This window comes from Xanthobacter oligotrophicus (genome assembly GCF_008364685.1).
Lineage (GTDB): Bacteria > Pseudomonadota > Alphaproteobacteria > Rhizobiales > Xanthobacteraceae > Xanthobacter > Xanthobacter oligotrophicus.
Window position 1 is genome coordinate 83,847 of sequence record NZ_VTTL01000010.1, and the last position, 14,959, is coordinate 98,805.

Genomic DNA, 14,959 nt, shown 5'->3' on the forward strand with positions numbered 1-14,959 from the left:
GATGACGATGGGCGGCGGCGCCTCAAAAGCTCCGCCCCCGCTCGGCCGGGTGGTGGAAACCGGCCTCTACGTGGACGACCTTGCGCGTGCCACCGCCTTCTATGAGGGCGTGCTGGGCCTCAAGCCCATGCTCTCCGACGCGCGCTTCGCCGCTTATCCCGTTGGCGATACGGTGCTGCTGCTGTTCAAGCGTGGCACGGCGGATGAGGCCATAGCGCTGCCGTTCGGCGGCGCTATCCCGCCCCATGACGGCGCCGGCCACCTGCATTTCGCCTTCGCCGTGGCGGCGGACGCCATCGAGCCGTGGCGCGCACACCTTGCGGCCCATGGCGTCGCCATCGAGGGCGAGGTGCATTGGCCCAGGGGCTCCACCAGCCTCTATTTCCGCGATCCGGACGGCAACCTCGCCGAGATCGCCAGCCCGGGGCTCTGGGCGAATTATTGAGCGGGTGTAGCGAGTTGGAGCCCTTTCCCGCCAGCGGGAGAGGGGGGAATCCGAGACACGACCGGTCGTGGCGCCAGCCACCCTCCAACGAAAAAGGCGAGGCCAAAGAAAAAGGCGAGGCCTGGTGGCCTCGCCTTGTTCAATCCACGGCGTCCTGCGCTGCCTGCGGATCTAAGTCCGCTTTCAAAGCCGCGCGGCCAAGCCGCAATGCCAATTCCGTATGCGCCAAGTGGTGTCACCAACGAGTGGCATCCACCAACAGGCGGCCTTCGGTCGGCTTTTCTTCGATTCCTCCCGAGACCCGGACCGCGTTCACCGTCCATCTGGCCGGCCGGTGACGATCCCCTTTCTTGTGCGAGATCAAAATAGAACAAGATTCTGTCGTTTGTCATCCTTGCGCCGCAATAACTCTCTCGCTGCATTGCAATATGGTTCTGGAGTGGGGCGCTTCGTATGCCAAAGGCGCATGGCTACCTCCCGTAGCCGGCGTCGATGGGGTGCCGGAACGGAATGCGGAACCTGTCCCATCGCGATGCAGTGCCGTGAGGGTGGCTACAGGTCGCCGACCCGTGCGCCCTCGCGCCTCTTCCCGCGGAAGTCGCCCGCGCGGCACCATCGCAGAGCCGCTGGCTCTTGTGTTTTGGCTCCCCTTCCGCTTTCACTCGCGCCGACTTCGTTCCCAGGTTTGAGATCCAGAGCCCGCCGATGCGCCTGTCCCGCTATTTTCTCCCCATCCTGCGTGAAGTGCCCAAGGAAGCGGAGATCGTTTCCCACCGCCTGATGCTCCGCGCCGGCATGATCCGGCAGGAATCGGCCGGCATCTATGCGTGGCTGCCGTTCGGCCTGCGGGTGCTCAACAAGGTGTGCAACATCATCCGCGAGGAGCAGAATCGCTCCGGCGCCATCGAGATGCTGATGCCCACCATCCAGTCGGCGGACCTGTGGCGCGAGAGCGGGCGCTATGACGACTACGGCAAGGAGATGCTGCGCATCAAGGACCGCCACGAGCGTGACATGCTGTTCGGCCCCACCAACGAGGAGATGATCACCGAGATCGTCCGGGCCTATGTGAAGTCGTACAAGGCGCTGCCGCTCAACCTCTACCACATCCAGTGGAAGTTCCGGGACGAGGTGCGCCCGCGCTTCGGCGTCTACCGCTCGCGCGAGTTCCTGATGAAGGATGCCTATTCCTTCGACCTCGACGCGGCCGGCGCCCGCCATTCCTACAACAAGATGTTCGTCGCTTATCTGCGCACCTTCGCAAGGATGGGGCTGAAAGCGATTCCCATGGTGGCGGACACCGGTCCCATCGGCGGCAACCTTTCCCACGAATTCATCATCCTCGCCTCCACCGGGGAGAGCGAGGTGTTCTGCCACGGCGACTATCTGGAGATGGCGCCGCCCTCCGCCGATGTGAACTTCGACGACGCGGCCGGCCTGCAGGCGGTGTTCGACCGATGGACTGAGCTTTACGCCGCCACCTCCGAGAAGCACGACGAGGCCGCGTTCGCCGCCATCCCCGAAGCCAGCCGCATGGCTGCGCGGGGCATCGAGGTGGGGCACATCTTCTATTTCGGCACCAAATATTCCGAGCCCTTCGGCGCCAAAGTGCTGGGCTCGGACGGGGCGGAGCACACCATTCACATGGGCTCCTACGGCATCGGCCCCTCGCGTCTCGTCGCCGCCATGGTCGAGGCGAGCCACGACGACAACGGCATCATCTGGCCGGATGCGGTGGCCCCCTTCCAGGTGGGCATCCTGAATCTCAAAGCCGGCGACAGCACCACCGGCGCCGCCTGCGAAAAGCTTTACGCGGAATTGACCGCTGCGGGCTATGACGTGCTGTACGACGACACCGAGGAGCGGGCGGGCGCGAAGTTCGCCACCGCCGATCTCATCGGCCTGCCGTGGCAGATCCTGGTCGGGCCGAAGGGTCTGGCCGACGGCAAGGTGGAACTGAAGCGCCGCGTGGACGGCTCCCGTGAGCTGATCGCGCCCGGCGACATCCTGGAGAGGCTGAAGGCATGAGCGTCACCGGGTCCACGGCGGCGAGGGGCGGACCCAGGGGGGCCAAAAGCGGCGCTCAAAGCGACGGTGAGCCCACCGGGACGCGTCCCTTCTCGGCGTTCGAATGGATGCTGTCGCTGCGGTATCTCCGGGCCCGGCGCAAGGAAGGCTTCATCTCGGTCATCGCCGGCTTCTCCTTCCTCGGCATCATGCTGGGGGTGGCGACCCTCATCATCGTCATGGCGGTGATGAACGGGTTCCGGCAGGAGCTGCTGGGCAAGATCCTCGGCCTCAACGGCCATGTGCTGGTGCAGCCGCTGGAAAGCCCGCTCACCGATTACGTGGCGGTGGCGGAACGTATCGCCAAGCTCAACGGCATCCGCATCGCGGTGCCGCTGGTGGAGGGGCAGGCGCTCGCCTCCTCGCCGTTCGGCGCCTCGGGCGTGCTGGTGCGCGGCCTTGCGGAAAAGGACCTGCGCGAGCTGCCGTCGGTCGCCCACAACATCCGCCAGGGCACGCTGGAGAATTTCGACCAGGGCCAGGGCCTCGCCATCGGCAAGCGCCTCGCCGACCAGCTGTCCCTGCGCGCGGGAGACAACCTCACCCTCGTCGCGCCACGCGGGGCGGTGACGCCCATGGGCACCTCGCCGCGCATCAAGGTGTACAAGGTGGCGGCGGTGTTCGAGGTGGGCATGTCGGAATACGACAGCGCCTTCGTCTTCATGCCGCTGGCCGAGGCGCAGGCCTACTTCAACCGCAACGCCGACGTGAACGCCATCGAGGTCTACCTCAACAATCCCGACGATGTGGGCGAATTGCGCGGCGCCATCCAGAGCGCGGCGGAGCGGCCGGTGTACCTCGTGGACTGGCGGGTGCGCAACGCCACCTTCTTCAACGCGCTGCAGGTGGAACGGAACGTCATGTTCCTCATCCTCACCCTCATCGTGCTGGTGGCGGCGCTGAACATCGTGTCCGGCCTCATCATGCTGGTGAAGGACAAGGGCCACGACATCGCCATCCTGCGCACCATGGGGGCGACGCAGGGCGCCATCATGCGGGTGTTCTTCATCACCGGCGCCGCCATCGGCGTGGTGGGCACCCTCTCCGGGCTGCTCCTGGGGGTGATCGTCTGCCTCAACATCGAGAGCATCCGCCAGTTCATCTCCTGGCTCACCGCCACCGAGCTGTTCTCGCCGGAGCTGTATTACCTGAGCCGCCTGCCGGCGGAGATGAACTTCAGCGAGACCACGTCCGTGGTGGTGATGGCCATGGTGCTGTCCTTCCTCGCCACCCTCTATCCGTCCTGGCGGGCCGCCCGGCTCGATCCGGTGGAAGCCCTGAGATACGAGTGATGGATCAGCGCGCAAATCCCAATGGACGGCCCGAGGGACAACCCGGCCGGCAGGGCGGCCGCCCGCCGCTGGCGCTGGCGCTCACCGGCGTGGTGCGGCGCTATCCCCAGGGCGCGGGGACCATCGAGGTCCTGCGCGGGGCGGACTTCGCCATTTCCCACGGCCAGTCGGTGGCGCTGGTGGCGCCCTCCGGCTCCGGCAAGTCCACCCTGCTGCACATCGCCGGGCTTCTGGAGCATTCGGACGCCGGCGAGGTCTTCATCGACGGCACGCCCACCGCGCGCCTGCCCGATGCGGAGCGCACCCGCATCCGCCGCCTTTCCATCGGCTTCATCTACCAGTTCCACCATCTCCTGCCCGAATTCACGGCGCTGGAGAACGTGGCCATGCCGCAGATGATCCGCGGCCTCTCCCGCAAGGAGGCCGAGGCGCGGTCCAAGGACATGCTGTCCTATCTCGGCCTCGGGGCGCGCCTTGTGCACCGCCCGTCCGAGCTGTCGGGCGGCGAGCAGCAGCGCGTGGCCATCGCCCGCGCGCTCGCCAACGCCCCGCGCCTGCTGCTGGCGGACGAGCCCACCGGCAACCTCGACCCCAAGACCTCCGACCACGTCTTCGGCGCCCTCACCGAGCTGGTGCGCGCCACCGGCGTGGCGGCGCTGATCGCTACCCACAACCTGGAATTGGCCTCCCGCATGGACCGTCGCGTCACCTTGCGGGAGGGCAAGGTGGTGGAACTGGCCTGAACCCGGTTCAGCGCGAGCCATTGTTTCAACGGAGCCTCTGGAACGCCCATGGATTCCTTCTTCACGGCGTCCAAGGTGCTGTGGTTCCTCGCGGTGCCCTCCAACCTGCTGGTCATCCTCGCGGTGCTGGGGCTGGTGCTGCTCGCGGTGCGCCGCAGGGGGCTGGGCATCGGCCTCATGGTGACGGCGGTGGCCGGCTGGCTGGTGTTCGGCTTCTCGCCGGCGGCCCTCTACATGCTCTCCCCGCTGGAGGAGCGCTTCCCGCTGTTCAAGGATGACGGCACTCCCGTCACCGGCATCATCATGCTGGGCGGGTCGGAGCGGCCGGAGATTGGCAATACGCGGGGCGTGCCCACCTTCGGCGAGGCAGGGGAGCGGCCCATCGCCTTCGCGGCGCTGTCGCGGCGCTATCCGCAGGCGCGGCTCGCCTTCGTGGGCGGCAGCGGGCTGCTGTTTCCCAGCGGCGACGCCGTCGAGGCGCACATGATCCGCATGAGCCTGCCGGACCTCGGCATTCCCGAGGCGCGGGTGGAGTTCGAGCCGAAGTCGCGCAACACCGCCGAAAACGCCGAGTTCGCCAAGGCGCTGCTGCAGCCCAAGCCCGGCGAGCGCTGGCTTCTCGTCACCAGCGCCTGGCACATGCCGCGCGCCGTGGGCTGCTTCCGCAAGGTGGGCTTCGACGTGGTGCCCTATCCGGTGGATTTCCAGACCGCGGGGCCGGACCGGCTGGACCAGCCCTTCTCCCGCGCCGCCGACGGTCTCGACAAGACCGACACCGGCGTGCGCGAGTGGATCGGCCTTGTGGCCTACTACCTGTCCGGCAAGACCAGCGCCCTGTTTCCGGCGCCCTGACCCTATTCGTCCCGCGGCGCGCCGATGCGGTAGACGCCGCGCAGCTCGGCGGGGTCGATGGGCTTGCCCTTGCGATAGATGAGCAGGCGCCCTTCCTGGGCCATGCGCACGGCCACACGGCGCACCACCGGCAGGGCGCGCTGCCATTCGGCCTCGGCCATCAGCGCCTGGGCTGCATCCATGGGGCTGATGGACTTGCCCGGACCGCATTCGGCGGTGAGGCGCAGCAGCGCCGCCTCGGTGGAGAGGTCGTCGGGCAGGGGGGTGGGCGCGGCCGCGTCGCGGCGGGAATCGGTGCTCATGGCGGCCTTCATAGAGCATTTTGGCGGGCAGCGGCCATCCAAGCGCGTGGCGAGAAGGGGTGGAAACACACGCCTCGGCTGCGCCCCGGGGTGACGCTTTCCCATGCGCTTTGGACAACCCTGCGAACCATTCGCACCCCCTTGTCCGGACGTTCACAAAACTTTAATCATTGTGCAGTGCGCAACGCACCGCGTGCCGCGGGGGCACGTGAAGAGATCAATGATCCCATCATGAATCTGAGCCAAGGCTATTCCCATCGCCGCTCCTGCTGGGGCGTCGCGCGTACCGCTTTCGCCGTTTTCCTGGTCGCGGTTGCGGTGGTCTATCTGTTCGGCGGCTTCGAGCAGGCCGTCATGCGGGTCGGCTGAGGCCCCCGCTTTTCCGCGCCGGGCAGATCGCCGAAAGGCTTTACCATAGAGAGCACGGATGGCCCGCGCGCGTTGCCTTGCGGGGCGCGCGGGCGGATGATCCGCGCCCGTCTCCGGGGTGGCGCCCGCCGCCCCGGACGGAAAGTCACGCCGGTGAGGAACCGGCAGTCCTGAGGAATGCGGGCGGAGGACGCCGGATGCAGTGGGTCGATCAGCTTCTGGGCGTCCTGAACGCGAGTTTCGCCGTGCCCGGCTGGGTCGCCGTGGCCGCAGCGGTGGCCGGCGTCGTCTTCGTGGCGCTGCTGTTCGCGCGCTCCGAGCCGAACGACCATCCGGTGACCATCCTGGTGCTGCTCGGCATGCTCGCGGGCGGCCTCGCCGTGGGTGGCGCGGTGGTGCGGGCGATCACCGGAACCAGCGCGGGCGGACAGGCGCAGGCGCTGGAGGCGCGCGCCGCCACCCTCGATTCCGCCGCCGCCCAGACCCCGGCGCTGGGCTGCCTCACGGCCGATGCGACCCTTGCCAGCGCGTGCGAGACGGTGCTGTTCGAGCGGCCGGATTCGGTCTCCGCCGCACGCGGGCTGGTGCGCGAGCGCATCGCTCTGGTGGAGGATGCCGCCGACATCCTGAGCAAGGCCGACGTGCCGGGCCTTTCCGCCCGCGTCATGACCTGGCGCCGGCCGCTGGAGCTGGACCCGTTCGGCTTCACGGCGGCGGTGCTGGTGGAGGAGTTCGGCTGCACCCCCTCGTTCTGCCCGCCGGCGGCGGTGCTGGGCGACAGCTCCCGCGTCGTCGCCAACATGACCGAGGGCCGCTACCAGGCGCTGGTGGCCAAATATGCCCCCATCTGGGAGCGCAACGCCCGTAACCGGGGCACGCTCAATCCCGCCCCGCCGGTGCGCTCCGGCCCGTTCGGCTTCTCCGTCGTTCCGCACGACAATGGGACGAGCGGCTCAGGAGCGCCGCAGGAGCGCCCGCCGGTGGCGAACCTGCCGGTGGAAGACGCGCCCGCGCCTCCTACTCCGGCGCCCGCCGCGACCCAGACCAGCCCGACCCCGCTTCCCCCGTCGCGCCCGTCGCGCCCGGCCGCAGCGCCCGCCGCAGCCACGCCCGCGCCCCGGCCTGCCGTTCAGCCCCGTCCGCGTCCGCAGGCGGCGCCCGCCGCGCCTGCGCCGGATGCCGCCGAGCCGGCTGGCGACGAATAGGTCGAGCCGGTACATAGGCGGTCATGACGCTCCATCTCATCAAGCTGTGCGTGGGCGCGACCTCCATCGCGGACCTCGAAGACTGGATCGCCCAGCGGGCCGAGGCGGCGCGCAAGGCGGGCCAGCCGTTCGAGCAGATCCATGTGACGCGCATGGTCCCGACCCGGCGCGAGGAACTGCTGGACGGCGGCGCGCTCTACTGGGTCATCAAGGGCGAGGTGGCGGCGCGCCAGCGCCTTCTGGACCTGCGCCCGTTCGTGGACGGCGACGGGGTGCGCCGCTGCGGCCTCGTGCTCGATCCCACGGTGGTGCCGGTGGAGCCGCGCCCGTCGCGACCGTTCCAGGGCTGGCGCTACCTGAAGGCCAGCGAGGCGCCGCGGGACCTTGCCCGCGCCGAGGACGGCGGCGCGCTGCCCGAGGGCCTCGCCCGGGAGCTGCGCGAGCTGGGGCTGCTGTGAGCGGGGCGGGCCCCTCTCTTCCGGATCTCTGACCTTCCGTCATCTCCCGTTCAGGAACGTTTCGCCACTGTGCGCCCCGCGAAGGACCGGGCAGTTCGAGCCGCGGTTCGACGAGGGGAAGAGACCTATGACCATACGCATCGTGCCGGCCACTCTCGCGTGCGCGGCGAGCCTCCTGGCGGCGGGCGTCGTGACCGGCGCCACCACGGGCACCGCCGCGGCCCAGCAGAGCCAGGCGCTGAAAGAGATTCCCGCCGACAAGGCGAAGCTCACCGGCGCCATGACCGTGGACTACAATTCCCGCTCCGCGCGCTCCACCAGCGGCACCGACAATTACGAGATTTCCGATCTCGCGGTGGCCGACCTCATGATCCTGAAGGGCTCGGTGCAGCGCACGCCGGGCAAGAGCCTCGTCTATTCGGTGAAGTTCGACGTGATCAACCCGTCGAACCCCTCCCAGATCGCGCGTGAGGTGGCGATCCTGCGCGGCGACCTGCAGATCGACAACAACGGGCGCTACATCCCCGACGCGGGCCGGCTGCGCATCGACGTGGTGAAGGGCAACCAGACCACCTCGGCCTTCGGCGGCTCCATCCAGGGCCGCAACGTGGCGCGCTGGTGGGAGGTGGGCGAGCAGTTCCGCAAGGCCCAGAAGGAGGCCACCAAGATCTATTCGCGCGTGGTGGACGGCAAGACCGTGTCGATCCAGGTGAAGAACCCCGACCCGCTGCGCTTCGAGCGCACCCAGCTCGCCGCCGGCCCGTTCTCGTTCCTGCCCGAGACCCGCGTCTCCGGAAACCTCGACTACGACTATGAGCTGGGCAACTGGCTCACCGACGCCAACGGCGTGAGCTTCAGCTATGCTGTGGCCGACCGCTCCTTCACCGACCGGGTGTCCGGCTCCATCCGCTTCGTGGAGGAGAACGGCACTTTCAGTGACAAGGGCGGCAAGAAGAAGCCCTATACCGGCTATTACGAATACAATCTGCGCTGGAACGAGCAGCCGGCGAACACCGACCAGTCGTTCTTCGACGCTGGCGCGGCGCAGGCGCAGTCGGACGCGTTCTTCTCCAGCGCCGACCAGTCGAAGCCGGGGCTCTACGGCCGCGTCTACTACAATGACAGCGAGGACGCCTGCCGGCGCGTGAAGGGCGAGGACGGCAAGGACAAGTGCGTCGGCCCCACCCGCTCCGAGGTGACCTGGGACCTGAAGGCGGAAAAGCTCACCTATGCCCAGCTCGCCAACTGGGTGAAGCTGGAGCAGCTCATCCTCGGCCCGCTGACCGACGAGTGAGCGGGGCAGGGGGGCAATCGGGGGGAGCGGCTGCCGCTCCCCTCACGCCAGCCCTCTCACTCCAGCACGGCGGCCTTCAGCAGGCACACCATGAAGGCGCGGGCGGGGGCATCGGTGCGGTTGCGGATGACGTGGCGGCGGTCGCAGCGATAGCGCACCGTCTCGCCTTCCTTCACGGTCTCGATGACGCCGCCCACCTCCACCTCCAGCGTGCCCTTGAGCACGGTGAGGCATTCCACCGAGCCGCGCTGGTGTCCGTCGGAATCCAGCTCGCCGCGGGGGGCGGCGTCCATGTCGTAATATTGCAGCCACTCCACCGTCTTGATCCAGCCGATGATGGAAAGCCGCACCAGGCCGTCCTCGGACAACAGGATCGGCGTGTCGGCGCGGGTCAGCTTCTCCACGAAGGGGGCGTCGTCGGAGGAGGCGAGCACCCGCTCCACCGTCATGTCCAGCGCCTGTGACAGGCGCCACACGGTGGCCAGCGTCGGGTTGGTCTCGTTGCGCTCGATCTGGCTGATGATGGATTTGGCCACGCCCGACTGCTCGGCGAGGTCGGACAGGGACAGGTTGTAGGCCTTGCGCAGGCGCTGGATGGTTTTGCCGAGCTGGCCGGTGATGACCTGCGCGCCGGTCTCGAGGGTATTCCCGCGCTCCTTGACTGCCATGCCCCGCGATCCTTAATTCCGAACGAACGTTCGCTGCGCCGGACGATACTCAGCAAAGCGGCGCGAGGGAAGCGGCGCCTGCACGGAAAAGGTGGCGCGGTGCAGGTTGCTGCTCATTTCCCCCACAGCGCGAAGAAATGGTGCACCGGGCCGTGGCCTGAGCCGATGTCCAGCTCGTCCGCGGCGGCGATGGCGCCGGAGATGTAGGCCTTGGCCCGGGCGACGGCGGTCTTCAGGTCCGATCCGCCCGCCAGCCCCGCCGTGATGGCGGAGGAGAGGGTGCAGCCGGTGCCGTGGGTGTTGCGCGAGGGGTGGCGGCGGGCGGCAAAGCGCGTCACCTCGCCGGGGGTGACGAGGAGATCCACGCTCTCGGGACCCGAGCCGTGCCCGCCCTTCATCAGCACCGCGCCGGCGCCGAGGGCGAGAAGGGCCTCGCCCTGCCGGCGCATGTCGTCCTCGTTCTCGGCCACCGTCCCGCCCAGCAGCTCCGCCGCCTCCGGCAGGTTGGGGGTGATGAGGTGGGCGAGCGGGATGAGCACGGCCTTGAGGTCGTTGAGCGAATCGTCGGTGAGCAGGCGCGCGCCGGAGGCTGCCACCATCACCGGATCAAGCACCACCGGGCCGGCGCCGTGGCGGGTGAGCCCCTCCGCCACCGTGCGGATGGCGCCCGGGCGCGACAGCATGCCGATCTTCACCGCATTGACGGCGAGGTCGGAGAAGACCGCGTCCATCTGGGCGGCGATGAAGGCGTCGGGCACATCGTGGATGGCGCTGACGCCCCGCGTGTTCTGGGCGGTGAGGGCGGTGATGACGCTGGCCCCGTAGACCCCCAGCGCGGAGAAGGTTTTCAGGTCCGCCTGGATGCCGGCGCCGCCGCTGGAATCCGAGCCGGCGATGGTGAGGGCGATGGGGACCTTCCGCGACATGGGGTGCCTTGCTTGGTTCTCGGGATGAGGCGCGGCCACCCTTGCCAGTCCCGGCGGTTTTGTCCACCTTGGCGCCGCCGGGCTGCCCCGCCGGGCGTGTCGATACCGCTCTAAAGCCTTTGTTTTATCGCAATTCCGGACGCAAAACCGCTTCGCACTTTTGCTGGAATTGCTCAAGCGGAGTTCAGCCGTGGTTCCCTTCTTTGTCCAGATCAAGTGCCAGCTCGGAAAGTCCTACGAGGTGGCCGACGCCATCGCCAATGCGGAGATCGCTTCCGAGATCTATTCCACGGCGGGCGAGTTCGATCTGCTCATCAAGTTCTACGTGGATGAGGGCACGGACATCGGCCACTTCGTGAACCAGAAGGTGCAGACCTTCCCCGGCATCCAGGACACCCGCACCATCATCACCTTCAAGGCGTTCTGAGGGGGCTCGTGTCCCGGCCGACTGGAACGCAGCGGAAGGAGAGCCGGGACCCAGCGCAGGGAACCGCCGCAGGCGCTTCCAAAGCCCAACCGTCCCCTGATTTTGCCTGCTGCGCAGGGCCTTTGCGCCGGACCCCGGCTCGGCGCTCCGGCACCAGGCGGGCTGCTGCCCGCTTGGCTTCGCAAGGGGCGAACTCGCAAACATGCGAGTTCGCATGCCGTCGCTGGGCCGGGGAACGAGCCTCACTTCTCCGTCTCGGTCAGCCCGCGCACGAACAGCCGTTGCAGCGCCGCGATCACCAGCACCGGCGGCACCAGCGCGAGGATGGCGGTGGCCATCACCAGATGCCAGACCGGGTCGGCCTCCGTCGCCGCGCCCACGAGCCGGCGGATGCCCATCACCACCGTGTAGTAGCTCGCATCGGTCGTCACCAGCAGTGGCCACAGATACTGGTTCCAGCCGTAGAGGAACAGGATCACGAACAGGGCCGCGATATTGGTGCGCGACAGCGGCAAAAGGATCGACCAGAAGAAGCGCAGCGGCCCCGCGCCGTCGATGAGGGCAGCTTCCGTCAGTTCGTCCGGAATGGTCATGAACACCTGCCGGAACAGGAAGGTGGCCGTGGCACTGGCGATCAGCGGCACCGTGAGGCCAGCGTAGGAATTGAGCAGATCCAGCCGCGCCACCACCTCGAAGGTGGGCAATATGCGCACCTCCACCGGCAGCATCAGCGTCATGAAGATGAGCCAGAACGCCGGCACCCGCAGGGGAAAGCGGAAATAGCAGATGGCGAAGGCGGAGAGGATGGAGATGGAAATCTTCCCCGCCGCGATTACCACCGCCACCACCAGCGAGTTCCACAGCATGGGCCCCACCGGCGGGATGCCCGCCGTGGACGAGCCGGTGGTGAGCGCGAGGCGGTAGTTTTCCACCAGATGCGGGCCGGGCAGGAGGCCCACGCGGCCGGAGAGGAAATCCGTGCCCGCATACGTGGAGGCCACGAACGCCACATAGAGCGGCAGCATCATCACCGCCGCCCCGGCGATGAGCACGAGGTGGGCGAACAGCTGGGACAGGCGCGAGGTGCCGGCCATCAATAGCTCACCTTGCGCTCGATATGGCGGAACTGGAGTGCGGTCAGCGCCACCACGATCACCAGCAGCACCACCGACTGGGCAGACGAGCCGCCGAGGTCCAGCCCCTCGAAGCCGTCGCGGAACACCTTGTAGACGAGGATGGTGGTGGCCCGCCCCGGCCCGCCGCCGGTGGTGGCGTGGATGATGCCGAAGGTGTCGAAGAAGGCGTAGGTGAGGTTCACCACCAGCAGGAAGAAGGTGGTGGGCGCGAGCAGCGGCAGCACGATATGGCGGAAGCGCTGGAACGGCCCTGCGCCATCCAGCGCCGCCGCCTCCAGCGCCCCCTGGGGGATGGCGCGCAGGCCCGCGTAGAAGAACAGGAAGTTGTAGCTCACCTGCTTCCACGCGGCGGCGAGGATGACCAGGGTGAGCGCCTGCCCGCCGTCGAGCACGTGGTTCCACGAGAGGCCCATGGTGCGCAGGGCGCGGGCGACCATGCCCACGGACGGGTCGAACATGAACAGCCACAGCACGCCGGCCACCGCCGGCGCCACCGCATAGGGCCACACCAGCAGCACCTGATAGAGCCCGGCCGCCTTGCCCAGCGCATCCGCCGCCGCCGCGAACAGGAGGCCGAGGCCCATGGCCAGCGCGGTGACGCAGAAGGCGAACAGGAAGGATACGCCCACCGCCTCCAGATAGGCCGGATCACGCAGCAGGGCGGCGAAATTGCCGAGCCCCACGAAGCTGCTGCCGAGCCCGAACGCATCCTGCGTGAACAAAGACGAGACCAGCGCCTCCCCCGCCGGCCATACGAAGAACACGAGCGTCACCGCCACCTGCGGCAACAGCAGCAGATAGGGCGTGATCTTGCCGGGGAAGGTGACGCGCTTGGCTTGCATGGGGGATCACAGTGCCGGCGAAGGGCGAGGGGAAAGACCGCCCGCCGATGCAGGAGTCCGAATCTTCCGCAATCCGCGCGGTAAACCCTCTCCAGCTTGCGGGGGAGGGGAGGGAGGGGGCGGGGGCTCCGCGCACCCCTGCCGTTCGTGTTCTTCCCCAGCGTCTCTGCCCCCACCCCAGCCCTCCCCCGCAAGCGGGAGAGGGGGCGCGTTGTGCAGGGGGCGACAGCTCCGCTTCGCGAGAGCAGCATCCCTCACGGATTGGCCTTCTCGAACGCCCGCAGTTGCTCGTTGCCGCGGGCTTCGGCGGCGGCGAGGGCGGCTTGCGGCGTCTTCTGGCCGGCCAGCGTCGCCTCCAGCTCCTCCTCGATCACGTCGCGGATCTGCAGGAAATTGCCGAAGCGCAGGCCCTTGGAATTGGCCGTGGGCGGATTCAGCGTCATCTGGCGGATGGAGACGTCGGTGCCGGGGTTCTTCTCGTAGAAGCCCTGGGCGCGGGAGAGGTCGTAGGCGGCCTGCGTGATGGGCAGGTAGCCCGTGTTCTGGTGCCACCACGCCTGCACTTCGGGCCGCGACAGGTAGCCGAAGAATTTGGCGACGCCCTTGTATTCCTCCGCCGGACGGCCGGTGAGCACCCACAAGGTGGCGCCGCCGATGATGGCATTCTGCGGCGCGCCCTTAACGTCGGGCCAGTAGGGCATCATGCCGTAGCCCAGCTCGAACTTGGAATTGGCGAGGATGCCGGCCCGCGCCGCCGAGGAGCCGATGCTCATGGCGCACTCGCCGGAGAAGAATTTCGGGTCTGCCTTCGACTGGCGGCCGCCATAGTCGTAGATCCTGGTCTTCTGCCAGCGGGCGAGGGCCTCCCAGTGCTTCTGCGTCAGCGGGTTGGCGATGGTGAGGCGGGTGGCGGTGCCGCCCAGCCCATTCTCCAGCGTGCCCACGGGCACATTGTGCCAGGCAGAGAGATTCTCAAGGTTCACCCAGCTCGGCCACTGGGTGGTGAAGCCGCACGGCACCCCGGCCGCCTGCACCTTCAGCGCCGCCGCCTCCATCTCGGGCCAGGTCCTGGGCGGCGTTTCCGGATCAAGCCCGGCTTTGCGGAACAGGTCCTTGTTCACATAGAGGATGGGCGTCGAGGAATTGAACGGGAACGACAGCATGTTGCCGGCGGTGTCGGTGTAATAGCCCGTGACCGCCGGCAGGTAGGCCTTGGGGTCGAACGGCTCGCCGGCGTCCGTCATCAGCTTGTAGGTGGGATAGATGGCGCCCTTGGCGCTCATCATGGTGGCGGTGCCCACCTCGAACACCTGCACGATGGCCGGGTGCTGCCTGGCGCGGAAGGCGGCGATGGCCCCGGTCATGGCCTCGGGATAGGTGCCCTTGAACACCGGGACGATTCTGTACTCGCCCTGGGTGGCGTTGAAATCGGCGGCGAGCTTTTCCAGCTTCTCCCCCAGCGGGCCGGCCATGGCGTGCCACCACTGGATCTGGGTCTGGGTCTGGGTCTGGGTCTGCGCCGCCGCCGGCTGGGCGAGGGGCGCGGCGAAGGCGGAGACCAGTAGCGCCGTGAGCACGCCGCGTCGGGACGAATGGACCATGTGAGCCTCCACGGAAAGCGGCGGTGCCGTGCGGCCCGCGTCAGGTCCGGATGGATGAAGTCCTAGCGTTACCGTTCCATGACAGGCGACGATCAAAGCGCCAACGACAAGCTGCGACCAGACCGCCCCATCCTGCCGCAGGGCATGCCCCCGGCGCCAGAGGCGGGGGAGCGCCGGACGCTTCTAACCATCGTCACCCTCCGGCTTGACCGGAGGGTCCATCTCGCCGCTTTCCAAGTCCCCGCCGCTTGGTCCCGGCGGCGCCATGGGCCGTCCGGTCAAGCCGGACGGCGACGGGGGGTTCAAACTCCCCCGCCCCGGATTTGCCGGCT

At 68.2% G+C, this 14,959-nt stretch carries 16 protein-coding genes; 10 read left to right on the top strand and 6 right to left on the bottom strand.

What is annotated here, in order from left to right; genetic code table 11:
- The first annotated feature begins 7 nt into the window (after nucleotides 1-7).
- The 5 genes from FZ033_RS17130 to FZ033_RS17150 all read left to right on the top strand — a co-directional run bounded on the left by FZ033_RS17130 (nucleotide 8) and on the right by FZ033_RS17150 (nucleotide 5,399).
- A complete protein-coding gene (locus tag FZ033_RS17130; protein WP_149577305.1) occupies nucleotides 8-445 on the top strand; it encodes a VOC family protein in 438 nt (145 codons plus the stop codon).
- Between the two features lie 705 nt (nucleotides 446-1,150).
- Nucleotides 1,151-2,473, top strand: a complete 1,323-nt coding sequence (gene proS, locus FZ033_RS17135) for a proline--tRNA ligase (protein WP_149577306.1) — start codon at nucleotides 1,151-1,153, stop codon at nucleotides 2,471-2,473.
- A gap of 107 nt (nucleotides 2,474-2,580) precedes the next feature.
- Nucleotides 2,581-3,804 (top strand): lipoprotein-releasing ABC transporter permease subunit, encoded by a 1,224-nt coding sequence (locus FZ033_RS17140; protein ID WP_149577307.1) that lies wholly within the window; start codon nucleotides 2,581-2,583, stop codon nucleotides 3,802-3,804.
- Entirely contained in the window at nucleotides 3,804-4,547 is a 744-nt protein-coding gene (locus FZ033_RS17145) for an ABC transporter ATP-binding protein (RefSeq protein WP_232847543.1), read from the top strand. Before FZ033_RS17140 ends, FZ033_RS17145 begins: the two co-directional genes overlap by 1 nt.
- A gap of 48 nt (nucleotides 4,548-4,595) precedes the next feature.
- Nucleotides 4,596-5,399, top strand: coding sequence for a YdcF family protein (locus FZ033_RS17150; protein WP_149577308.1), 804 nt, complete (start codon nucleotides 4,596-4,598; stop codon nucleotides 5,397-5,399).
- Nucleotides 5,400-5,401: 2 nt separating this feature from the next.
- Here the strand turns inward: FZ033_RS17150 and FZ033_RS17155 are convergent, their stop codons facing one another.
- The gene (locus tag FZ033_RS17155; protein WP_188079551.1) at nucleotides 5,402-5,701 is read right to left on the bottom strand and encodes a DUF3253 domain-containing protein; all 300 of its coding nucleotides are present in this window, start codon (nucleotides 5,699-5,701) and stop codon (nucleotides 5,402-5,404) included.
- A gap of 231 nt (nucleotides 5,702-5,932) precedes the next feature.
- On the opposite strand from FZ033_RS17155, the gene FZ033_RS24090 reads away from it, so the two are divergent.
- The 4 genes from FZ033_RS24090 (at nucleotide 5,933) to FZ033_RS17170 (ending at nucleotide 9,027) form a co-directional block, all read left to right on the top strand.
- Complete coding sequence (locus tag FZ033_RS24090) at nucleotides 5,933-6,070, top strand: hypothetical protein (RefSeq protein ID WP_188079552.1); 138 nt, start codon at nucleotides 5,933-5,935, stop codon at nucleotides 6,068-6,070.
- 197 nt (nucleotides 6,071-6,267) lie between these two features.
- Complete coding sequence (locus FZ033_RS17160; protein WP_149577310.1) at nucleotides 6,268-7,275, top strand: hypothetical protein; 1,008 nt, start codon at nucleotides 6,268-6,270, stop codon at nucleotides 7,273-7,275.
- A gap of 23 nt (nucleotides 7,276-7,298) precedes the next feature.
- On the top strand, nucleotides 7,299-7,733 hold the full coding sequence (locus tag FZ033_RS17165) for a DUF1489 family protein (protein WP_149577311.1): 435 nt from the start codon (nucleotides 7,299-7,301) through the stop codon (nucleotides 7,731-7,733).
- A 127-nt stretch (nucleotides 7,734-7,860) separates the two neighbouring features.
- Nucleotides 7,861-9,027, top strand: coding sequence for a hypothetical protein (locus tag FZ033_RS17170; protein WP_149577312.1), 1,167 nt, complete (start codon nucleotides 7,861-7,863; stop codon nucleotides 9,025-9,027).
- A 56-nt stretch (nucleotides 9,028-9,083) separates the two neighbouring features.
- Here the strand turns inward: FZ033_RS17170 and FZ033_RS17175 are convergent, their stop codons facing one another.
- Entirely contained in the window at nucleotides 9,084-9,695 is a 612-nt protein-coding gene (locus FZ033_RS17175; protein WP_149577313.1) for a helix-turn-helix domain-containing protein, read from the bottom strand.
- A gap of 113 nt (nucleotides 9,696-9,808) precedes the next feature.
- Entirely contained in the window at nucleotides 9,809-10,621 is an 813-nt protein-coding gene (gene thiD / locus FZ033_RS17180; RefSeq protein ID WP_149577314.1) for a bifunctional hydroxymethylpyrimidine kinase/phosphomethylpyrimidine kinase, read from the bottom strand.
- Nucleotides 10,622-10,811: 190 nt separating this feature from the next.
- Between thiD and FZ033_RS17185 the strand changes: the two genes are divergently transcribed.
- Nucleotides 10,812-11,048, top strand: a complete 237-nt coding sequence (locus FZ033_RS17185) for an Lrp/AsnC ligand binding domain-containing protein (protein ID WP_149577315.1) — start codon at nucleotides 10,812-10,814, stop codon at nucleotides 11,046-11,048.
- Between the two features lie 242 nt (nucleotides 11,049-11,290).
- On the opposite strand, the gene ugpE is transcribed toward FZ033_RS17185, so the two are convergent.
- From ugpE to ugpB, 3 genes are all read right to left on the bottom strand, one after another.
- Nucleotides 11,291-12,142 carry a sn-glycerol-3-phosphate ABC transporter permease UgpE gene (gene ugpE, locus FZ033_RS17190; RefSeq protein WP_149577316.1) on the bottom strand — a complete coding sequence of 284 codons (852 nt, stop codon included), beginning with the start codon at nucleotides 12,140-12,142 and terminating at the stop codon, nucleotides 11,291-11,293.
- Nucleotides 12,142-13,026: a sn-glycerol-3-phosphate ABC transporter permease UgpA gene (gene ugpA / locus FZ033_RS17195; protein WP_149577317.1), complete on the bottom strand. Its 885-nt coding sequence runs from the start codon at nucleotides 13,024-13,026 to the stop codon at nucleotides 12,142-12,144. Before ugpA ends, ugpE begins: the two co-directional genes overlap by 1 nt.
- A gap of 254 nt (nucleotides 13,027-13,280) precedes the next feature.
- Nucleotides 13,281-14,627, bottom strand: a complete 1,347-nt coding sequence (ugpB, locus tag FZ033_RS17200; RefSeq protein WP_149577318.1) for a sn-glycerol-3-phosphate ABC transporter substrate-binding protein UgpB — start codon at nucleotides 14,625-14,627, stop codon at nucleotides 13,281-13,283.
- Nucleotides 14,628-14,959: the final 332 nt, after the last annotated feature.